General features: G+C 64.5%; 18 protein-coding genes. 6 read left to right on the top strand and 12 right to left on the bottom strand.

What is annotated here, in order from left to right; all coding sequences use genetic code 11:
- Nucleotides 1-154: 154 nt before the first annotated feature.
- On the bottom strand, nucleotides 155-775 hold the full coding sequence (locus EIH27_RS06355; RefSeq protein WP_124040039.1) for a thymidine kinase: 621 nt from the start codon (nucleotides 773-775) through the stop codon (nucleotides 155-157).
- Between the two features lie 573 nt (nucleotides 776-1348).
- On the opposite strand from EIH27_RS06355, the gene EIH27_RS06360 reads away from it, so the two are divergent.
- Nucleotides 1349-2221: a TM2 domain-containing protein gene (locus EIH27_RS06360; protein WP_124040040.1), complete on the top strand. Its 873-nt coding sequence runs from the start codon at nucleotides 1349-1351 to the stop codon at nucleotides 2219-2221.
- A gap of 437 nt (nucleotides 2222-2658) precedes the next feature.
- Here the strand turns inward: EIH27_RS06360 and EIH27_RS06365 are convergent, their stop codons facing one another.
- Together EIH27_RS06365 and EIH27_RS06370 are read right to left on the bottom strand one after the other, a co-directional pair.
- Nucleotides 2659-3441: a hypothetical protein gene (locus EIH27_RS06365; protein ID WP_124040041.1), complete on the bottom strand. Its 783-nt coding sequence runs from the start codon at nucleotides 3439-3441 to the stop codon at nucleotides 2659-2661.
- Nucleotides 3434-3967: a hypothetical protein gene (locus tag EIH27_RS06370; RefSeq protein ID WP_124040042.1), complete on the bottom strand. Its 534-nt coding sequence runs from the start codon at nucleotides 3965-3967 to the stop codon at nucleotides 3434-3436. The genes EIH27_RS06365 and EIH27_RS06370 overlap by 8 nt, the downstream gene beginning before the upstream one ends.
- Nucleotides 3968-4048: 81 nt before the next feature.
- Here EIH27_RS06370 and EIH27_RS06375 point away from each other — a divergent pair, with 81 nt between their 5' ends.
- On the top strand, nucleotides 4049-4846 hold the full coding sequence (locus tag EIH27_RS06375; RefSeq protein ID WP_124040043.1) for a DUF3806 domain-containing protein: 798 nt from the start codon (nucleotides 4049-4051) through the stop codon (nucleotides 4844-4846).
- 198 nt (nucleotides 4847-5044) lie between these two features.
- Here the strand turns inward: EIH27_RS06375 and hrpB are convergent, their stop codons facing one another.
- The 3 genes from hrpB to EIH27_RS06390 are packed head-to-tail and all read right to left on the bottom strand — an operon-like array spanning nucleotide 5045 to nucleotide 8460.
- Nucleotides 5045-7735, bottom strand: a complete 2691-nt coding sequence (hrpB, locus tag EIH27_RS06380) for an ATP-dependent helicase HrpB (RefSeq protein WP_124040044.1) — start codon at nucleotides 7733-7735, stop codon at nucleotides 5045-5047.
- Nucleotides 7732-8028 (bottom strand): hypothetical protein, encoded by a 297-nt coding sequence (locus EIH27_RS06385; RefSeq protein WP_124040045.1) that lies wholly within the window; start codon nucleotides 8026-8028, stop codon nucleotides 7732-7734. The genes hrpB and EIH27_RS06385 overlap by 4 nt, the downstream gene beginning before the upstream one ends.
- A gap of 15 nt (nucleotides 8029-8043) precedes the next feature.
- On the bottom strand, nucleotides 8044-8460 hold the full coding sequence (locus EIH27_RS06390) for a TetR/AcrR family transcriptional regulator (RefSeq protein WP_124040046.1): 417 nt from the start codon (nucleotides 8458-8460) through the stop codon (nucleotides 8044-8046).
- Between the two features lie 341 nt (nucleotides 8461-8801).
- Between EIH27_RS06390 and EIH27_RS06395 the strand changes: the two genes are divergently transcribed.
- On the top strand, nucleotides 8802-10286 hold the full coding sequence (locus tag EIH27_RS06395) for a DUF1846 domain-containing protein (protein WP_124040047.1): 1485 nt from the start codon (nucleotides 8802-8804) through the stop codon (nucleotides 10284-10286).
- 76 nt (nucleotides 10287-10362) lie between these two features.
- On the opposite strand, the gene EIH27_RS06400 is transcribed toward EIH27_RS06395, so the two are convergent.
- Nucleotides 10363-10590, bottom strand: a complete 228-nt coding sequence (locus EIH27_RS06400; protein ID WP_124040048.1) for a hypothetical protein — start codon at nucleotides 10588-10590, stop codon at nucleotides 10363-10365.
- Between the two features lie 377 nt (nucleotides 10591-10967).
- Between EIH27_RS06400 and EIH27_RS06405 the strand changes: the two genes are divergently transcribed.
- Nucleotides 10968-12437 carry a hypothetical protein gene (locus EIH27_RS06405; RefSeq protein ID WP_124040049.1) on the top strand — a complete coding sequence of 490 codons (1470 nt, stop codon included), beginning with the start codon at nucleotides 10968-10970 and terminating at the stop codon, nucleotides 12435-12437.
- Between the two features lie 4 nt (nucleotides 12438-12441).
- Here EIH27_RS06405 and EIH27_RS06410 read toward each other — a convergent pair whose 3' ends face one another.
- From EIH27_RS06410 to EIH27_RS07900, 5 genes are all read right to left on the bottom strand, one after another.
- Nucleotides 12442-13326: a hypothetical protein gene (locus tag EIH27_RS06410; RefSeq protein ID WP_124040050.1), complete on the bottom strand. Its 885-nt coding sequence runs from the start codon at nucleotides 13324-13326 to the stop codon at nucleotides 12442-12444.
- Nucleotides 13327-13387: 61 nt separating this feature from the next.
- Nucleotides 13388-14653 carry a tRNA guanosine(34) transglycosylase Tgt gene (gene tgt, locus EIH27_RS06415; protein ID WP_124040051.1) on the bottom strand — a complete coding sequence of 422 codons (1266 nt, stop codon included), beginning with the start codon at nucleotides 14651-14653 and terminating at the stop codon, nucleotides 13388-13390.
- A gap of 209 nt (nucleotides 14654-14862) precedes the next feature.
- Entirely contained in the window at nucleotides 14863-15666 is an 804-nt protein-coding gene (locus EIH27_RS06420; protein ID WP_124040052.1) for a queuosine precursor transporter, read from the bottom strand.
- 699 nt (nucleotides 15667-16365) lie between these two features.
- Entirely contained in the window at nucleotides 16366-17139 is a 774-nt protein-coding gene (locus tag EIH27_RS06425; RefSeq protein ID WP_124040053.1) for a DUF4261 domain-containing protein, read from the bottom strand.
- A gap of 614 nt (nucleotides 17140-17753) precedes the next feature.
- Entirely contained in the window at nucleotides 17754-18710 is a 957-nt protein-coding gene (locus EIH27_RS07900) for a CYTH domain-containing protein (protein WP_206424899.1), read from the bottom strand.
- Between the two features lie 228 nt (nucleotides 18711-18938).
- Here EIH27_RS07900 and EIH27_RS06435 point away from each other — a divergent pair, with 228 nt between their 5' ends.
- Entirely contained in the window at nucleotides 18939-19541 is a 603-nt protein-coding gene (locus EIH27_RS06435) for a 1-acyl-sn-glycerol-3-phosphate acyltransferase (RefSeq protein WP_124040054.1), read from the top strand.
- Between the two features lie 297 nt (nucleotides 19542-19838).
- Nucleotides 19839-20669 carry an aldo/keto reductase gene (locus tag EIH27_RS06440; RefSeq protein WP_124040055.1) on the top strand — a complete coding sequence of 277 codons (831 nt, stop codon included), beginning with the start codon at nucleotides 19839-19841 and terminating at the stop codon, nucleotides 20667-20669.
- Nucleotides 20670-21525: the final 856 nt, after the last annotated feature.

Below are 21525 nucleotides of genomic sequence, written 5' to 3' on the forward strand. Positions count from 1 at the left end.
CGCCCCGGCCGCACCAACGCCACGGGCGAAATGTCGCCGCAGCTGGCCCCGGGCTCGGCGCGCGGCCGTACACCCTCAGTGGCCAGCTTCAGGCCCGGGCGCGTGCGCTTCGGCGTCGTCGCCGGAGAGCCTTCCACCCCGCCCGGGTGCCGCCCTACTTCCCGTTCTCGTCAAACTCGCGGATGTCGCCCACTTTCTCGCGGAAATGCTCGCCGCACAGCGGCACGTAGTGGACATTCGGGGTGTCCGCGATGGTCACCTGCTCACCCTGGCGCACGAAGCGGCCATCCACCTCGCGGCCATTAAGCACCGCCTTCCGCCCGCAGCCAAGCCCGCACATGGTCCGCTCCTCCAGGAGGTTGTGCGCCACGGCCAGCAGCCGCGCCGAGCCGGGGAACAGGTGCGTCTGAAAATCCGTGCGCAGGCCGTAGGTGATGACAGGGATATCAAACGTGATAGCAACATTGAACAACTGATCGACCTGCACGGGCGTGAGAAACTGCGCCTCGTCCACCAGCACCATGGAGAGCCGCTTGCCGTCCTCCTCAAGGTGCGCGGCCACCGTGGCGTAGGCGTCCGCGTCCGAGCTCAGCAGAATATCCGCCGAACGCTCCACCCCCATCCGCGAGAGCACCGCCGCCCCGCCCTTCGTGTCCACGGCAGGCTTGAGTACAATCACGCGCCCGCCCGTCTCCTCGACATTGTGGGCGGTCATGAGGAGCGCCGCGCTCTTGCCGGAATTCATTGCGCCGTAGCGGAAGGTCAGTTTTGCCACGCGCCCATCTTAGGGGCCGGGCATGGGTAGATGCGTACCCGGCACACCTGCCGTATCTGTCACGGCCCAACCCCGCCGAGGGAGTGCCGGCCGCCCGAAAGGGCGTTACCCACCCGTTGAGTTGACGAAAAACTCTTCAAATGACGCAAAACTTCCGGTTCCAGCCCCGATCCCGGCCCCCAACCGGAAGTTTTCCATCAACTGAACAAAAAACCATCAACTCAACGCGCCTGCGGGGCCGGAATCATTGACCGACCACCTTCCAACCGCCCGATCCGCTCGCCAAACGCTACGGAACACCTAGCGGCAACCCGCACTCGGCGTCGCCCTGCACAATGCCTCGCCACACCCAGCGCCTCGCCACACACAGTGTTGACCGTGCAGCCTACTGGCCACACCCTGTTAGCCGTTTCATCTCGCCCGCGCAGCAATTTGTCCTCAGCCACCCCACCCGCGTGCGATACTTGGGCGCAAGAGCCACGGAATTCCGCGGTGCAATGACAAGAACAGCACCGCGCACTAACCGTGAACGCGCAACAGCCGCAGAACAGGGCGCAACAGCCGGGAGGAACAATGAGCCAGAACCCAGCCTGGGATGCACGGTCGTCGGACGCGAGCGCATCCGGCACAGACCCGTCCATTCAGGCCGCATCCAGCGGATCGGAGTCCGGCCAGCCGAACTCCGATCAGTCCCAGCCCAGCTCCGGCCAATTCACCCCCGTATGGGCGGATCGCAGTCGATTCGCCAGTGCACAGTCTCAGCCCGTATGGGACACGAGTACTGGCTCGAACTACCAGCCCACAGGCACAAGCCAGCCCGACGCGAATGCATACAGCCAGCAAAATCCATACAGCCAGCAATACGTATGGAGCGACGAGCACCAGGCACCGGACACCTATGCCCAGCCCGCCACCGGCACGCCCTATAGCCAGCCCAATTCATACGGAGAGCCAGCCTTCCCCCAGCCGAATTACGCGCAGCCGGCTTCCCAGAGCTATTCGCAACCGGCTCCACAGCAGCCATATGCTCAGCCGGGTCAGCCGAGCTTCGCAAACCAACCCAACTACGCCGGCTCCAACCAGCCGAGTTTCACAAATCAGCAAATCCCCTACGCGCAGCCAAATACACAGCCAAATCCCTACGCGCAACCGAATTACTCGCAACCCGGCTCCCAGAATTACGCCGGGCCGAACCCCTACGCCCAGCCTGCATACGTCAAGCCGAAGAGCCGCCTGGTGGCCGGCCTGCTCGGCATCTTCCTCGGTTGGCTTGGGATTCACCGTTTCTACCTGGGCTATCCCGGCGTGGGTGTCGCACAGATTATCGTCTCCGTACTGACCTTCACCACGGTCGGCTGGCTGTGGGGCTTCATCGAGGGCGTCATGATTCTCGCCGGCGCGCGCACGTTCCAGACCGACGCGTTCGGCGTCCCGCTCACGGACTAACCACCACGGCCCGGCCCCACCGACGGCGTCTCAGCAGTTCGAAGGAGTACCGCCGGCGCCACCCACCCCGCTGAGGGAATGCCGGCCACCCGAAAGGGCGCCACCCACCCCGCTGAGTTGACGAAAAACTCTTCAGTTGACGCAAAACTTCCGGTTCCAGCCTCAATTCGGGCCCCCAACCGGAAGTTTTGCGTCAACTGAACAAAAAACCATCAACTCAACGCACCTGCGGGGCCGGGATCATTGACCGACCGCCCTCCACCGCCCAGACACCAGAACCACCACCACCTGCCAACCGTCCGATCCGCTCACCAAACGCTACGGAGCGTCCACCGGCCGCGCCGAGGTTCCGCCAACCCGCTTTACAAACCGAACCGTCCGGAACTACCCAAAACCATCGGCCATCGCCCAGACACCAGAACCGCCACCGCCCAGGCCTAGTAGCCGAACGTCAACGTCGACGAGTCCCGCTCCGCACTCACTTCCTCCCGGATCGCGCTCGCCCCGGCGGCGAAATGGAACAGCGCGGTCCGCAGCGCGCCCACGGTCAAACCGGCCATTGGAACGGTAAGCCGCAGCCGGAGATCCGTGCCCGAGATGACTACGTCGCCCTCAAGCAGCCGCCCCGCCTTTTCCATGACCGCCCGCGCGGTACTCTCCGTTGGGCTCTCGATGATCGGCGCCTCGAAGTAGGCGAGATTCCCCAGCCCGGCCACCTTGGCATATGTGGCCACCAGTTCCTGCGCCTCGGATTCGGCCTTCCAATTGATCCGGAAGCGGTAAGCCGTGGCCTCGGGATTATTTCCGACGACGCCGTCCGCCCCGCCCCGCTCACCCTCACCTACTGAATGGGTAGCGGAGGTACCGGTGACCGGGTAGGCGGCTGATCCGATATCGACCGCATCGGCATCGCTACCGCTAGCCGAGACGCCCGACTGGTAGCCCGGATTCCCCGCCTCCGCGGTGCCCGCGAGCGCCGCACCGGTTCCCGCGCTTGCCAAGCTGGCCGAACTATCCGAACCAGCCGCAGCACTGCTGCCCGAACCACTCAGAGCCCCACCGGCCAAACTATCCGCAACTCCACCGGCCAAACTATCCGCAGCCCCGCTGTCCGTGGGGTACTCGCGCCGGGCGCCGAATTCGGCGATAAGCGCCTCGTATAGCTCCGCGCCGGTGGTGACAGGAATGCGGTCCTCGGCCCGCTGGTGCCGCTTACGCATGGGTGCTCCTTTCCGCGGTCAGCGCCGCACATTCGGCCGCAATGAGCAGGGTAGCCTCGGCCAACCAGTCTTCCTCGACGGGCAGCGGGGCCGCGTGATGCAGATGCGGAATATCGCCTAGCACGCGCAGCCCACCCAGCGGCAATTGTTCGGCCGCCCGCGCCAGTTCCACCAGATCTGGCCCGTTGGGGTCGATGCCGAAGTGCTTGAGCAGCTTGGCGGCAGGCTCGCGTACATCCCACGTGTCGCCACCGGGCCGACCGGCCGTATCACTCTCCCCGAACGCATCGGAGCGAACGCCGGCGCTGCTGGCGGCGTCGTCGGCCCCCGCACCAGCCCCTACGAGGAAGGGTGAGGCGATATGGACCACCGTGCCGCCGTCGCGCCGGGAGGAGGTACCCCGCCACACGAGCACGGGCACGCCGCGAAGACGGAGGCGTAATTCGCCGGCGGTGCCGCGCGTGGCGCCAGGGTAGGCGCGCTCAAGTTCGGCCACGGCCGCATCCCAGGAGAGAAGTGTAGTCACGCAGTCAGTGTAACCACAGCGCACACCGCTTCCGGGAGCCGTAAACTAGCGACATCGAACCGAAAGGAAACCAAGGAAACCATGGCTCTGTTCTCTCGTGACTCCAAATCGAGCCACCGGCGAGGACCGGATTTTCTTCCTCCCGCCGCGCCCGCGGATGCGAACCGCGTGGACGCGCTACTGCTGCGCACATTGGAGCATGCGGGGCCGGGGGATGGACCGCGGTATTGGCTGAATCGCGTGAGTTTCGATTCGATGGAGGCGGCGCGGGCGGCGGAGTCTGAGCTGCACTATCGCGGCTGGCCGCAGCGCACGTCGGTGGTGCACGCGGTGGATAACAGGGCGTGGGTGCTCGCGGCGTGGTCGGATTCTATTCTGGCGGCACACCTGCTGGAGGATTCCCGCGCCTATTTCGACATGCTGGCCGCCCGGCACCATGGCACATTCCTGGGGTGGAGCGGCTCGTTTGGCATTACCTCGTATGATCCGGGCAGCGAGTTCGGCAATTTCGCCGGGCGTACGCTTGGCTGGCCAACGGACGCGGATCTACATTTCCTCGAGCATGCCCGCGAGGGCGCGGAGCGCTGGGACGTGGATTCGCCCGCGGACCTGGAGCGCGCTGTTCGCGCCGAGCGCGGGGTGAAGCGGCGGCGCGCCTTTGGCCGCAATAATTTCAGCGCCGTCCTCAATGCGGCGGGCGCCCTCACGGGGGATTATTGGTGCAACCATACGGGCGCGCTGTGGATGACGTACGGCGATTCGGAAAACTACTACCTGTGCGTGCTTGATCCGCACACACTCGAATTGCGGTGGCCCTTCGAGATGGCCGCTCGCATGTGGGAGGCCGGCGGCGAAGGTTTGGCGGCGCAGCTCGGGTAGTGCGGGTGAGGCGGCCCGGTTCAGTCCCAGCAGTACGACGCCGTCTGCCCGCCTAAGTACGACGCCGCACGCACACGCCCGGTAGGCAGCCGGAGTTCCGTGCGCCCAGTCACCCGCGCCTAGCACTCGCACCCAGTTCACCCCGGTGCCCAGCACACAAGTCGCGCGCGTCGGCACGCCGAGGGCCGGGGATATGCTCTACTTTCTCCGCTTGGCGCGGCGCGTGGGCTCGGCGTGGGCGGCATCCTCGGGCCATGGGTGGCGCGGATAGCGGCCGCGCATCTCCGCCCGCACCTGCAGGTAGCCGTCCCGCCAGAAGGTGGCAAGATCATCGGTGATAGCCACGGGCCGCTGGGCTGGGGAGAGTAGCTCCAGCGTGATTGGTACGCGGCCACCGGCGACGCGTGGAGTGGCTCGCCAGCCGAATGCTTCCTGTACGCGCAACCGCACCGTGGGGTGCGCCCCGGTGTAGTCCACCCTGCGGTAATCCCCGGTGGGAATTTCTATACGGGCCGGCGCCAGCTCGTTGAGGTGCGCGGCCTCGGGCCAGGGCAGAATGCGCTCCAATTGTTCCTTACCCAGCTTCCCCCAACGGCCCCCGCGCATCAGCGCGGCCAGTTCTGGGCCCGCAATCTCCTCGAGCCGCACAGCAAGTCCGGCATCGGACACATCCGGCCACGGCTCTCCCACGTGCGCATGCAGGAAGGCGAGACGGGAGCGGAGGGTGGCGGCGTCGTCGGACCAGGAGAGCGGAAGCCTGCCGGCGACCAGGGCCTCCGTGAGCCACGCTTCAGCGGCGGGGCGCGTCACTTTCGCGGGGCGTTCACGCAGCGGAATACTCCCCAGCTCCACCGTTTCTGTGGCGGACAGCCGGCCGTCTCGCAGCGCCACCTCCTGCCGCGAGCGCTCCAGATGGCCGGCGGCCAAGCGGGCGTCCGCCTCAGTGATTGGCAGGGCGGAGCGGATGAGGGCGTCCGCCCGCCCCTGGCCGCGATCCATGCCGGCCACGGCCAGCCACTGTGCGCCCATGAGTGGGGAGCCCTCGGGCAATTCCGCGCCCATGCCGGAGGTGAGGAGGTAACGCCGGGAGGGATGGGCCGGATCGCCGCCGTCTCGCTGCCGCGCCACCCGGTCCGGGTAGGCGAGCGCCATGACCAGCGCGGTAGCCGCCTCCTCATTCCGGGTGGTGACAGACGAAGTGGTGGATTGACGGGATTCCCGGCCCGCATGCGCTGCACTTTCGGATCTACTGACTGCGCTGGGCCCGCCGGCCGCCCGCGATCCGCTTCCCGGCCCACCGGCCGTACTCGTTGCACCACCATTCGCGTCCGGCGCGGCCTGCGCCACGGCACGCACCGCCTTGCGCACCCGCTCCACCCGCCGCTCCCAGCCGTGCGGGGCAAAGCGCCGCCACCTGGAAAAATCTGCCCCGGGCACCCGGATGTCCTCGCCGAGCGCCGCCGCAACCTCAGCGGCCCGCCCGGCACCCACCAGCGGGGTGGCGCGCACGGCGGCAACGGCCAGGCGGGCATCGAGTGGCAACCGCGCGAAATCTGCCGCGCCGGGGAGGGCCTGTCCCACGGCGTCGACCAGTCCGAGGCCGCGCAGCGTACGTACGGCAGAATCCACCGCCACCGGATCCAGTGAATCCACCAGGGCCAGGCCGCGGCCGCGCGGCGCACCCCACACCGCCGCCTCGAGCAGAAAGTCCGTCAGATCCGCGGTGGCCAGTTCGGGCAGCGCGTGCTGGCGAAGGCGCGCCCAGGTTTGCTCGCTCATCACGCGGTAAGCCACGCCGGGACCCTCGCGGCCCGCGCGGCCGGCCCGCTGCACACCGGATGCCTGCGATTCGAGCACGGTAACCAGCCCGCCCACGCCGCGCGCATAGTCCGTGCGCGGCTCCCGGGACAGTCCCGCATCCACTACCACGCGTACGCCCGGCACGGTGAGGGAGGACTCCGCGATGGCCGTGGATACAATCACACGACGCCGCGAACCGGGCTCCGCTTCGACGTCGTCCGTGTGGCCCGCCTCCCCCGCGTGACCCGAAAGTACACGGTCCTGCTGTGCGGCGGGAAGCGAGCCGTGCAACGTGAGCACTTCGGCGTCGGTATGGATTGCCCCGGCAACCGCCTCTACCTCTCGCACGCCGGGCAGAAACACCAGCATGTCCCCGGTGGTCTCCGCGAGCGCTTGCTCTACCGTGCGCGCCACGTGCGCCAGGAATGCGCGCTGCACCCCGGTGGCACCGCTGCGTCCAAGCGTGCCGAGTGGTTCCGCACCACGTGGAGGCGAAGCAAAGCGCACCTCCACCGGGTGAATCGCGCCCGGAATGTCCACGATCGGCGCGGGCGCGCCGTCCTCCCCCATAAGATCCGCAAAGCGCTGCGCATCGACAGTGGCGGACATGGACAGGACAGCCAGGTCAGGACGGAGCGTGCGCACCACGTCCAGCGTGAAGGCGAGTGCGAGGTCCGAATCGAGGTGACGCTCGTGGACCTCGTCGAGAATCACCGCGGCCACACCGGCCAGCTCCGGATCCGATTGCAGCCGGCGCACCAGCACGCCCGGCGTCACCATTTCGATGCGCGTATCCCGGCCGACGCGCGAATCACCGCGCACCGCGTATCCCACCGTGCGCCCCACCGGCTCGCCCAGGAGCGCGGCGATGCGCCGGGCCGCCGCCCGCGCCGCCACACGACGCGGCTGAGTCACAATGACGCGGCCGGACACGCGCGTGGCCACGTACGGCGGGATAAGGGTGGTTTTTCCGGTGCCCGGCGGCGCCTGCACCACAGCCAGCGGGAGCGCCCGGCCCACCGCGGGGAGTCCCGCCGCAACCGGGAGCGCGGGCGGGGCGGCCACCAGTTCATCGAGCGTGCGGGTCACGAAGCAGCCACACCGTCCTCGCGGCCGGAATTCTCCAACTCATCTTCCCTGACGTGGATCGCCTCCGCGCTTCCTTCCGTCGAGCGGCCCGCACCAAGCTCAGCGCCCATACCGCGGATCGCCTGCTCCATCGCGTTCATGGTGGCAGCCGTATCCGCGCCCTGCGCTACGCAGCGAAATGCCTGGAAAATAATGACGCGTGTAAAAGCGGCGCGCAGTTCCGGATCCGGGGCGCCCGCCTCCCGCCAGGCGGATTCTATGAAGCCCGTGATGAAATCGTGAATACCACGCACGTCCGCGCGTGCCCGCTATGCTTCACCATCGTGCGCACCATGCGTGCCGTGTGCACCATGCGTTCCGCCCCGTCGCGGCGCTCGGTACAAGCCCACCAGCCACGCATGCGAGGTGTTGCTCTTCGATTCGCGCACGGAGGCGCGCGCGAAGGCCACCAGCCGGTCCAGGGGCGCCAGATCCTCGGGGATGCCGCTGAATACGGCCGCGCGCCAGCGGGGTACGTTGCGTTCCAGGACGCGCAGGCGCAGATCGTCCACCGAGTCCACGTACCGATAAATCGAATTTCTGGCGATGCCCGCCTCCTTGGCCACCGCCCCGGCCGTCAACGCCCGTACGCCGCCCTCACGGAGGATGTTTTCAGCCGCGTCCACCAGCCGTTCGTTCATGCGCGCGCGGTGCTCATGAACGGTTGGCGCCGTAATCTTCGGCATACGTCCTCCCCTCGCGATGATTGCCTCGATTCTACGACGCCGTGGTGGCCCGGCTTGGCCCCGCACACGTCCCAGCCCCGCACGGGTATCGACTACTCGGCAGGCCCCGCACTCACCGCGCACCCGCCGCGTGGTAAAGGATCCTCGTTTCTCGTCTCCTGCCAGGCCGCACTCACCGCGCACCCGCCGCGTGTGCACAGAAACTCCCGCGTCCGCTCTATCCACCACTCGCTCCCGGTTCGTCGTGAGCAAGGTCCACGGTTTACCCTGGTACCAATCGCAGGTAGGGCCCACGGAGACCGGCAGCAGCCGGCGGGGTGGCGCCGGCAGAGAGAGGACGCATGATCGGATTCGACCGCGAAAAGTACATTCGCCTACAGTCGGCGAAAATCAAGGAGCGCCGGGAGCAGATTGGCGGCAAGCTGTACCTGGAAATGGGCGGCAAGCTGTTTGACGACTACCATGCCTCCCGCGTACTCCCCGGGTTTACGCCGGATAACAAGATTGCCATGCTGGGCGAGCTTCGCGATGAACTGGAAATCATCGTCGCGGTCAATGCGCATGATCTGACGGCAAAGCGACGCGCGGACACGGGCATCAGCTATGAGGGTGAAGTGCTCCGCCTGGTGGATGTATTTCGGGAAGCCGGTTTCCTGGTCAACAACATCGTCATCACCCAGTACGAGGAATCCAACCAGGAGGCCAAAGCATTCCGCCGCCGCTGCCTGCATTCGGGCCTCAAGGTGTCCCGCCATCGCCGCATCCCCGGCTATCCGTCCAACACGGATCTCATCCTCTCGAAGGACGGACTGGGCCGGAACGAGTATGCGGAGACGGAACGGGACCTCGTCGTCGTCACGGCGCCCGGGCCGGGGAGCGGAAAACTGGCCACGTGCCTCTCGCAGATCTACCACGATCATCAGCGCGGCATCACCTCCTCCTACGCCAAATTTGAAACGTTCCCGGTGTGGAACCTGCCGCTGGATCATCCGGTGAACCTCGCCTATGAGGCCGCCACCGCGGACCTTGACGATCTCAACATGATTGACCCCTTCCACCTGGTCGCCTACGGGCAGCAGGCCGTCAATTACAACCGCGACGTGGAGGTGTTCCCGCTGCTCGCGCTCATGCTGCGGCGTCTGCTTGGGGAAAGCCCCTACAAATCGCCCACGGACATGGGCGTGAACATGGTGGGCTACTGTATTTCCGACGACGACGCCTGCCGCGCCGCAGCTCAGCAGGAAATTATTCGCCGGTATTACAACGCGCTGGTCTCGGAGGAGAAAAAGGGCGACGGTAACGATCATGATTCAACGCGCATTGCGTTAATCATGGGGAAGCTCGGCCTGGCGCGCACGGACCGGCCGGTGGTGGAGCCGGCGCTGGCCGTGGAGAAGCGCACGAAGGCACCCGGGAGCGCCATACAGTTGAAAGACGGCCAGATTATTACGGGCAAAACGTCGGAACTGCTCGGATGCTCGGCGGCCATGCTGCTCAACGCGCTGAAAGTGCTGGCCGGCATTGATGACAGGGTGCAACTGCTGGCGCCCTCTTCGATCGCCCCCATCCAGACGCTGAAAACCGAATATTTGGGGTCCAAGAATCCGCGGCTCCACACGGACGAGGTACTCATAGCCCTCTCCGTATCCGCCGCCAGTGACCCAAATGCGGCCCACGCGCTTGAGCAGCTCCCTGAACTGCGCGGGTGCGACGTGCACGTCACCACCATCCTCGGCACCGTGGATGAGGGCGTGTTCCGTCACCTGGGCGTCAACGTGACCACGGAACCGGTGTTCCGCAAGAAGGGGCTGTTCCGCAAGAAGTAGGTGGGGATGGGCCGATCTTCGGCCGCGGGTCCGGCACGCCCCGGGTAGTCATGCCCGGGGTTACCCTGCCGGGGGCTTACTGGTCGTTGCTTGGAGCTCTTCGCGCGTGTCGCGCTGATTCCCGCCACAGGAAGATCGCGACAGCAATGAGGTTGAGACCGAAAATTCCGATCCATGCCACGGGCGATAGTCCCTCCGCCGGTGTCGGCTGATTAGACAGGAGCATCCATACGCCACGGCCAATTCCATAAAGGTCCACGGCGATAGTCGCGGCGATAATAATGCCTTTTACCAATCGCGTCATTTCCCGCCTCCTACGCACACCTGACAGCGACACCAAGAATCGCTTCAGCACTATCCCGCAGCCGCACTCATTAATCGACTGCCGAGCGTCCTCTAGGCATTCCACCATCAATTACTAACGTTCGGTGGATCACATTATAGCGGTGACGGCCGCCGTTCCTATGCAGGTTTCGCATGATGAAAACGCTCTACAGTGCGGTCAACCTGAGGCGCCTTAAGCGCGCCCTCGTTAATGCGTCGGGTTGTTTGCGCAGCTAGCACAGAACTGCAGAACCGCTGAGCGCCCCGCGCCGACCTACCAATCCGGCACCGTCATGAAAAGCACCCCGCACCTGCGTCCGAGTTTCCCCACCCCGCCGTCGATGACAGAATGACCGTATGACGGCAATGGGATGGGCGCTACAGGTGGCCAGCGCGAACCCGGAACTCCGGGACGCCGTGGTTGATGCCAACGGCGAGTGGCTAGATATTCTCCTCGCGGACGGCCGTACCTTCCGCTTCCGCCCCTTCGAGATGATCTCCGAAGACGCCCCCGAACCCGTCCGGGCCCGGCTCCTCGACCAGCTCATCCACATCGGTATCACCAAAGCCACCACCGGCACCTCGGACGGTAACAGCTCCGCCACCAATACCGCTGCCACCGGCTTCGAGACCCCGGGTGACCACCCGGCCAAACCCGCGGACTCCAGTGCATTCCCACCCACCGCAGCATCCACCAGCGCGCACCCCGCAACCACCCCCACCGGGAACGCGTCCGGGAATGCGGGGCGGACGGCGTCGTCGGGAACGAAGCGAGGACTGAGCGGATTCTTCAGCAGTCTGTTCAACCATGCCCCGGAGCAGCCGCAACTGGAGACACCGCCGGAGGTGGGCCCGGACTCCACGATTGTGCCGATTGTGCGCGCCGCGGACTATTTCTTCCGCAGCGATGACGGCCGCGCCAACGATTCCATCGTGTACATTCCACTCACCAATTTTGTGGGCGCGGGGCTGGCGGCGGATACGCCGGACATGATTGTGCCCGTGTTCTTCTCGGACCTGAACCTGGAGCGCGGGGAGATCCCCGCCGCCGAGCTGTTCGGCAAAGCCATACAGACCCTGCGCACGCTCAACCTGGAGCAGGGGCACAAGGGCGTGGAGTTGCAGCCGGTCACGGTGGGCGGCGCCTCGGCGGTGGTGTTCGCCTCGCCGGCGGCCTACCAGTCCTCCTGGTTTGCGGACATGGACATCATCCAGCGCATTACCACCGCCACGCAGGCCAACCCCAGCGATTTCACCCCGCTGTTCGTGCCCGCCACGCGCACCTCGCTGTTCATCGTGCAGGACAATGATCCGCTCCTGCCCTCGTTCTTCCAGGCACTCGCGCGCAACATCACGCCTGAGGAGGCCGTCTACCCGCTCCCCCACACGGCCGCCGCCGACGGCTGGCGCGAATGGATCCCGCTACCCGACCATCCGGCCGCACGCATCCTCTCCTCGCTCCGGGCGGACTTCCGCACGCGCATCTATGCCGCCCAGGCGCGCACGCTCCGTGACTGGCCCACAGATTTCGGCGCCATTGAGGAGGCCTCCGTTGAGCATCTCACCACCGGGGCGGTGACGGCCACGCGCTGGCGCCGCTCGCTGGGGTACGGGACGCTCCCGGATGCGGAGTTCATCGCTTTTTGGGACGACGTCGCCGCTGCGCCCACCGAACCCGTTGTGCTCCGCTTCTCCGTGGCCCGGGAAGTATGGCCGGAAGGGTTCCAGGAGATGGACGGGATTTGGCCGCGGCGGTTTGCTGTGACCGGTTTCCCGGACGCGGATACGCTGCGCCGCCTGCGCGAACAGGCGGGCCGGGCGTTCTAGAGCTTTACCAGTACCAGCGGAAGTAGAAGGCGGCCACGCTGGGATCGAGCACCGTGTACTGCGCGTAGCCGTCCACCAGCTCCACGGGCTTGGGCTGCTCGGAAATGCTACGGCGGCCGCTGGTACGCATTTCGCGCACCCGCACCTCAACGGCCTGGATAACGGCGGGCTGGATACCCAAGAAATGCACGGAGGATGAATAGAACACAACCGGCTGCGCGAACCAGCGCCGCAGCGTATCCACCACGCGTTTGGGGTGGCTGAATCCGCACGAGTACTCCACCCGGTAGAGGTCACCCCGCTTAAGCGAGGAGGGCATCTCCAACGGGGTCATGCGCAGGCTGCCGTCGCCACCCAGCACGGCCTCACCGAGCCGGGCGAAACGCACATCCCGCACACTCATTGCTTCGTCGCCCTTATCCCACGTATCGATGATGTGCATGGTGGTGGCGTCATCGGCCATGATGCGCACGGTCTTATCGGTGATCGCGGACGATGTGCGCGCGTCCTCCGCAATAATGCTGTCATCGCGGAGCACAACGGTCACCGGTTCCGTACGCGGATCAATCCCGAACTCCTCCAGACTGCTGTTACCCAGCATGTGACTGGAGTGGTACATCATGGATTTCTGCGCACCGCGGTCCTCGGCCAACACGCGGGAAAGCGTGCCCGGCGTTGTGCCCAGAACCTGTTCCAAAACGTCAATGGAATCGAGGGAGGACTGTCGCCGTGGAGCGGACCGGCCCGACTGCCAGTAGGAGAGCGTAGCCTGCGTAACCTTCACGCCCTCATCCGCCATGGCGTCCACAATTTGGGACAGGGTCATACCTGATGCCGCCACCGCTGAACGAAATACGGTAGCGAACTGGCCCAATTTGGGAGTTGTCATCGTTCCTCCACTGCTTAAAGTAACTTTGGATGCTCTGGCATCCGACCCTATCTTAATTCTTCTATCTCCGGCCCCAGCCACCCGCATAGAACCTATTTAGCGTTTCTTTCTTAAATTCGTCATACGTGCCAGACTCAATGCTTGCTCGGATGTCATCCACGAGATGCACAGTGAAGTATTCATTGTGAATGGTTGCTAAAGTTGCGGCCAATCCCTCATTCGCCTTAAACAAATGATGAAGATAGGCGCGCGAATAATGCGTGCACGTATAACATTCGCAGTCGGGGCACACGGCATGGAAATCCCGCGTGAACTGAGCCCGAGTAACGTTAAAACGCCCGTCCTCAGAGTAAATGGCGCCGTTACGCGCCACCCGGGAGGGATTCACGCAATCAAACGTATCCGCACCCGCCTCGATTGCCGCAAAAAGATCATCCGGCTCCGAAATGCCCAGCAGGTGCCGGGGCGCCTCGTCAGGCAGCTCCTCCGTCATCCAGCCAACAATGGCGCCCAACCGTTCCTTCTCCAGTGCACCACCCAGCCCAAAGCCGTCAAAACGCTGGCCGTCAATCTCCATGCCACCCAAATCGTGAGCGGCTTTCCGGCGCAGATCCTCATACTGGGCACCCTGAATCACGCCCCACAGCTGCTGGTAGGGCTTACCCACCCGCGCCTCGGTGAGCCGTCGATGCTCAGCTAGGCAACGCTCGGCCCAGCGGCGGGTACGCTCCACAGATTCCACCTGGTAACCGCGCGAGTTGAGAAGCGTGGTGAGCTCATCGAAGGCAAACATGATGTCCGCACCCAGCTGATGCTGGATGCCCATAGATACCTCCGGGGTGAACCGGTGCTTCGAGCCGTTGAGATGCGAGCGGAACCACACGCCGTCGTCGTCCACCTGGGCCAGCCGCTCCCGGTCCGCCTTCGCCGTGCTCACATCCGCACGGCCCGCACCCTTATTTGCGTACTCGGCGGTGAGCACTTTCTTGAAACCGGAACCGAGCGACAGCACCTGGAAGCCGCCCGAATCCGTGTAGGTGGGCCCCGGCCAGTTCATAAACACGCTCAGGCCGCCGGCCTCATCCACCACGTCGGCACCCGGCTGAAGATACAGGTGGTAAGCATTGGCCAGCACAGCCTGTGCCCCCAGATCCGCCACCAGCTCCGGAAGCACGGTTTTCACCGTCGCCTTGGTCCCCACGGGCACAAAAGCCGGGGTGCGGATATCGCCGTGAGGGGTGTGAACGACGCCGGTGCGCCCCAGGGGGCGGCCCGTCCGCGCCCCACGTTGCGTTTCCAGCCGTGTACCAATCTCAAACGTACTCATGCTTCCTTCCCTGGCCACCCGCAGCCCCTGGCTACCCGCGGTGGGCAAAGCCGAGCCCCGGCCGGAGCGTCACGCATCCCCAACGGACCGCTAGCTGCGCGTAGTCACCCCACGGCAACCCGGCGAGCCACTCTAAGCGCCTGAGCCACTCTAGGCGCCTGAGCCACTCTAGGCGCCCAGGCCGGCGTCGACCTAGAACCTAGCGACACCTACGCGCGCACCTCAGCCCGCTTGACCGCGGCCACCACCGCGTACGTGATGGGTAGTAACACTACCTCTACCCCCACCTTGTACGCCCAACCGGTGAGCCCCAGGTTGACGATAGTGCCCACAGTCTGGTTGCCGGCCACCACGTCCGCGCCCCAGGCGACGGAGCAGAAAATCGCCGTATCCAGCAGCTCCCCCACCACCGTCGAGGAGATTAGCCGCACCCACAGATGACGCTCCCCGAAGCGGCGCTTCACCCACACCAGCACGTAGGAATTAAGAAGTTGCCCGAACAGGAATCCCAGCACGGAGGCGGCCACGAAGCGCGGCACCACGCCGAGCACGGCCTCGAATGCGGCCTGATTCTCCCACCCCGCGTTCGCCGGCGCGATCTGCACCAGCCAGAAGCAGAAGGAGGCGAGAATCTGGGTCACGAACCCCGTCACAATGACTCGCCGCGCCCGCGCGAAGCCGTATACCTCGGAGAGAAGGTCGCCAATGATGTACGTGAGCGGGAAGAGGATCGCACCGCCGTCAAACACCAGGTGGACAGGCCCGATATTCCAGCCGATCAGCTTCGTGGCGCCGATATTGGAGATCAGCAGGAACGCCACAAAGAACACGGCCACGTAGGTGAACAGCCGCGGCGGAGTGGACGAGGCCGGGCCGCCCACGCGGATTTCTCCTCCCGCCTGATTCCGGTACGGCTCCGCGGTGTGGGTCCGGGTGGTGTCGTGTAAGTCCGACGACGCCGAGTTCAGCGCCACGTTCGCTTGCGTTTCATTGGAGTGCGCGGTGGATTCCATTATGTTCTTTCGTCAGTGGGTTCGTGCGGCCGGGTCGCCCCTCCCGCTGGCAGCGTGCTCCACGCTGAGCCAATTCACCCAGCATCTGCGTTATCGCCACCATGTCCGGCCCTGCCACCGCGCGGACAGGGAAAGTATAACGGGCGGCCGCGGCGGGGAGACGTGGCAGGTGCGACGTCAGCCGTGTTCGCAGCCACCCTGCAGGTTTAGAGGCCGCTAGTGCACTCCCGCCACCACCAGCCACCGCCCCCGCCATCACCGGTTTACAGGCCTTTAAAGCAACCCTCCGATGGTTTGCAGGCCATTAATGTCGTTCACAGGTGGTTTAGCCACCCGACAATCGCACTAACCACCCGCAAACGTTTTACAGGCCATTAAAGCAGCCTTAGTACACCCCGCCACCACCAGCCACCGCCTCATCACCGGTTTAAAGGTCTTTAAAGCACCCCAGCCACCCGTTTACAGGCTGCTAGCACAGTCCCGCAACCGGTTTACAGGCCTTTAAAGCAGCCCTCCGATGGTTTGCAGGCCATTAATGTCGTTCACAGGTGGTTCAACCACCTGACAACCACACTAACCACCCGACAACCGCTACCTACCAACCGCACACAGAGCTGAGCCGGCGGCAGACACAGCGACAGCGGGACCTCCCTGCAGCCCCTACAGCTCCCCCCCCCGCAGCACTACTCCCCCGCAGCGCTAATAGGAGATGTTAAGAATTGCCTCGCCCTTTTCGTCGTGCCCCTGGGAGATGGGGAGGCGCTCCGCTTCGGACTGCCCAAGGGTCTGACCCGGCATGAGTGTGCCTGAATCAAGGATGACGTAGGCAGCCGTGTTTGCGAGCATGTTGTACACGTCTGAGCCCGAATGCGCCGAACCTGCCACCTGTAGATCCAGGTGCCCAAATAGCGGCAGTCCGCGAGTGCGGCCCACGGTGGCGTCCCCCTCGGATACCGCAACGTAAACCCACTCGAGGAAGCGGGCGTCGTCGTTCAAGCTATTGAGTACATCCGCGGGGTAGACGATGCCCAACTCCGGATGCGCCACACCGACGGCCGCAGGCTCAGGCATGAGCGCGTGAATGAGCCGCGAATAAGCCCTGTGCACCGCCACCATTGCTGCCCGGCGCTGAGCCGCAAATTGATCCGTGACAGGATCCGGCATATCTGCCCCCTCGCGAGCCATGGAGGAGAACAGCGTGATCATGGTGTGGAATGCGTGGGGCGGCAGTACACCGGTACCCACCTCGGCCTCACCGATCACAGGCGTCACCAGCACCGTGACACCTGAATCCATGTAGTGGTAAACATCCCCACCGTCCATATGATCCAGGCCTACCGCAGTTTCCAGCGTGTCCTTGGGAACTCGGCTCAGCGCCGCCGCCACATCAATGGGTGCGCTAAACAGGGCCATTGCCGAAAGATGATCCGGCGCCGTCGGGTGGACCGTGGAGATCGGGAGCTGTGTGGTCATGTGCGCAAGCCTAGTGGTCTCAGAACGGACGTGGTGTGGGTAGGCGACAAGACCTGACGATATGAAAACGGGAGGGCGACGCGTTGCGCCGCCCTCCCAGCAAGCACGCTCCAGTCGCTCACCTCGACCGGGTTGCACCTGCCTGATGTGCCCGCCACCGGAGTGACTGCACTGGCTTAGATCCGAGCTCGCGGCTCGGGGCCCAATAATGAACCTGACCCGTAACTTTACTGGAATCTAACGTAATCGTCATACCTCTGTGATATTGGAGGTAAAACCAGTCATGCGTAGATTTAATTACCTAGATTTGCGCAATTTTGCCACGTTTACCACCGCATCCGAGAATACGGTCAAATTCTCCTCCCGGCTAGCCCCACCTCAGAAACACGAGCCATGCTAGGGACCCGCAACACCGCGTGTGCGGGCTACACAACTCGAAGCGCATTCCCGCCCTCACATTCCGGGTCGCAACACCGCGTGTACCGGCTATGCCAGGCCGCCTTCCAGATCCGTAACTGGCCACGACGCGAACCCACTCCGGCTTGGAGTCCGCAAGCCGGCCGAAGCAAGAATTCGCTCCGACTTCAGGCCCGCATACTAGCCACGATGCAAATTCACTCCGGACCGTGCAAATCCAGAAAATGTGGACCCTGCACCGCCAATTCAGTCCGGTAATTGTCCGCCCAGCTCAACCACGGCTCCTTGGAAAGGAAATCATTCGTAAACCGCGTATCCTCGGTGACTTCGCTTACAGCAAAGTCCGGAATCTTGAGGTCCACCACCGGCCCTAGCCGCTCAATCTCCGCGATCACCAGCCCGGCATTCTGCCCGCCGAATACGTCGAATTCCCAGCCATCCTCATCAATCCACAGAGAGTAGCGATTCTTGAGCACCACATTGGAACTGCGTCGGATGATCTGCCGGGCGACATCCACATCCAGCTCCACCTCAAGCTCGTATCGCTCGCCGGCCACAGCGGGTGATTTCACGGCGACCGTCGCGCGAGGCCGAGCGTCACCCATACCTCCATCCGCGCGGCTGCCCGCTCCCGCTCTGAACCGCCCAGCACCACCGGTCATCCCTGCGCTAAACCGCCCAGAATCGTCACTCGCTCCGGCACCAGACCATACGTCGTCGGTATCTATCTCAGCACCAGGCCGCACGGCACCGGACCGCCCAGCATCACCGGTCATTCCCGGCATAAGCCGCACGGCACCGCTGCCCATCCCGGCACCGAACCGCAGGACGTCGTCACCCACCCGGGCGCCGGACCGCACATCGTCGGTACCCATACCAGTACTGGACCGCACGTCGTCGTCGGACATAAGGGAAGCGAGTGCCCGCCGTTCATAACTCCCCAGGAAGTCCACATCCTCAGAAAACGGCACCATGGCGTACTCCCGATCTGGAAAAGCGATGCGTACACGCACGGCGTAGCCATCCTCAGCAAACAGGTAGGCCTGCACGATAGCCTGGATGGACGCGCTGCGCACCACGTCCTCGGGCAGGTGCTCCACAAAGAATTTGCGCTCGTACTCGAAATTGAGGGCATCCTTGTCCACAGTGCTCATGACTCAAGGGTAACCTTGCCCCAGGCCGTGAACGTCACGGCTAGACAAGCGCCGTTGTCGGTGACGGGTAAGCGCCGCCGACGGGTAGGGGCAAGTGTCGACCACGCGGGCCAAGCGATCGCAGGCAAGCTAAGCGGTGCAGGCAAGCCGGTGACGGGAAAGCACCGCCGCCAGCCAACCGGCAAACGCCAGCCGGCAAACCCCAGCCACGCCGGCCAAGGAGGGTACATGCGTCTGAAGAAGTTCATCGCGCGGGTATATCGCGCCTTTTCCCGCTGGACGCCGCACACGCCACCGCTGCCCGAGAAATTCATCGCGATCGGCGCCCCGCACACGTCAAACTGGGACGCAATCTTTATGCTCGCCGCACTGTGGGGCATGGGCAGCGACGTGGAATTCCTGGTAAAGGACGGCGTCGTGAAGGTGCCTCTGCTTGGCGCGCTTGTGCGTCGCATCGGCGGTATCACCGTGGACCGTTCGCACCATCACGGCCTGGTGGCCGCCGTCGTCGCCCATGCCGCGAGCGCCTCCACGTTCCACCTGGTCCTCACCCCGTCCGGCACCCGCAAGCCGGTCACGTACTGGAAGTCCGGTTTCTACCGCATGGCGCTGGCCACCCACCTGCCCATTAAGTTCGGCTTCATCGATCGCCGCACGCACACGTACGGCTGGACGGAGGAGGAGTTCTTCCTCACCGGTAACGTCGAGGCGGACATGGACCACATTCGCAGCGTTTACGCCGGGATGGAGGGCGTGCGTGGTACCCGCCCGGAGCCACGCCTGCGCGCTGAGGACGACGCCGCCGCCCGCACCCGCCTCCTCAAGGAGTAGCAGCTCCGGGACGACGTCGAGGCGCGCCAGCCGGGTATGCACCGTGCCGGCCCGTATCCCGTACGGCGTGTGAGGGTCGGTGCGTGCGGGCCGCATACCGACGGCACCACGCCAAGCGCCCGGTACCACGCCACTGCTCTGGCACCAACTCATAGCGCCCAGGGCGCCACCCCGGACGCCACCCCCAAGACGCGAGTACCCCCGACGCCGCCCCTCGTATCCGCCCCATGCGAAACGATCCGCAGCCCGCGCCCGCCACAGCGTGACCGCGCCGGCGAAAACGGCAAGAATAGACGCATGGTTACTGCTGTCACACTCAATACCGGTTATTCCATTCCACAGCTGGGGCTGGGCACATACAAGATGAGCCCCGAGGAGGCGCGGCGATCCGTGGCGTATGCGCTGAGCCTCGGGTATCGGCACATCGACACCGCGCAGATGTACCACAATGAGGAGGGCGTGGGCGCCGGTATCAAAGATTCCGGCGTGCCGCGCAAGGATATTTTCCTCACCACCAAGCTGGACAATCCGAATCACGCGCCGGAGCGGGTGCGGGAAACGTTCGCGGAATCCCTAGAAAAGCTGGGCACCGATTACGTGGATCTATTCCTTATCCACTGGCCGCTCCTCACCGGCGATTTCGTGGATTCCTGGAAGGTGATGGAGGAGCTGGTGGCCCGCGGGCAGATCCGCTCGATCGGCGTGTCCAACTTCGAACCACATCACCTCGCTGAGCTCGCCGCCGCATCCAGCACGGTCCCGGCCGTCAACCAGATCGAAATCCACCCCTACTTCCATAATTCGGCAGCGGTAGAGGCCACCGAGGCGGCCGGTGCGGTGGTGGAGGCCTGGTCCCCGCTGGCGCGCGGGCTGGTGCTCGACGACGCCGTACTCACCCCGTTGGCAGCCGCCCACGGCGTCACTGTCTCGCAGCTGGTACTCGCCTGGCATATGGCCAAGGGGTACGTGGTGTTCCCCAAGTCCACCCATGAGGAACGCATCAAAGAGAACTTTGCGGCCGCAAATGTCACGCTTAACGCGGAGGAGATCACGGCCATCGACGCGCTCGACAAGGGCGAGGCCGGCCGCACCGGCATGCACCCGGACACAATGCAGCGGCGGCACTAGGGGCGTCCTCCGCTGGTGGTGGGCCCACTGGCGGACAGGGCCGGCGGCGGACAAGGCCCACTGGACAGGGCCGGCAGTCCCTCCCCGCGGTTTAAAGGCCTTTAATGCTGTTTAAAGGTCATCAAACCCGACCAAAACCAGTTCAAAGGCCGTTAATGCTCTTTGAAGGTGTACCGGCCACCCGCAAACAGCACTAATCACCCGCAAACAGCAGGAGGGCACCCGTACCTGTCGGTTTAATGGTCATTAGTCTGCATTAAAGGCCATTAGACCGGTCGGGAGGTGGGCGGATCACACTGTAGGCAGGCAGTGCCATGCGTTTGAAGGCCATCAGTTCGGTCTAATGGCCATTAGACCGATTGGCGAGTGGCGTGGCGCCTCTACGAGTTGATTCCGCTATGCGTTTGACGGCCTTTAATACCGTTCTCAGGTGGTTAATACACCAGCGAACAGCACCAATCACCTTCAAACCCGGGCAAGAGGAACCGGCCCATCACTTCCCCGCCAGCCCCGCCTTTCCACCCCATCAGTCCGCTATCCCGCCGGCCCTATACGCCAACCACCCCATCTACGGTCTAAAGGCCTTTAATACCGTTTAAAGGTCATCAAACCCGACCAAAACCAGTTCAAAGGCCGTTAATGCTCTTCGAAGGTGTACCGGCCACCCGCAAACGACCCTAACCACCCGCAAACAGCGGGAGAGCCCCAGACCCACGGCCCGTCCACCAGAGGGCCCAGACCCACCACCCCACCTGCCGTCAGCCACCCATCCGCCAAAAGGGCCAACCGAGTAGACACCAAAAAGGCCAGCAGGGCTAACACCGGAAGCCGCCGTCCACCGTCCACCACCCCACCG

The organism is Neoactinobaculum massilliense (assembly GCF_900604955.1).
Classification (GTDB): domain Bacteria; phylum Actinomycetota; class Actinomycetes; order Actinomycetales; family Actinomycetaceae; genus Neoactinobaculum; species Neoactinobaculum massilliense.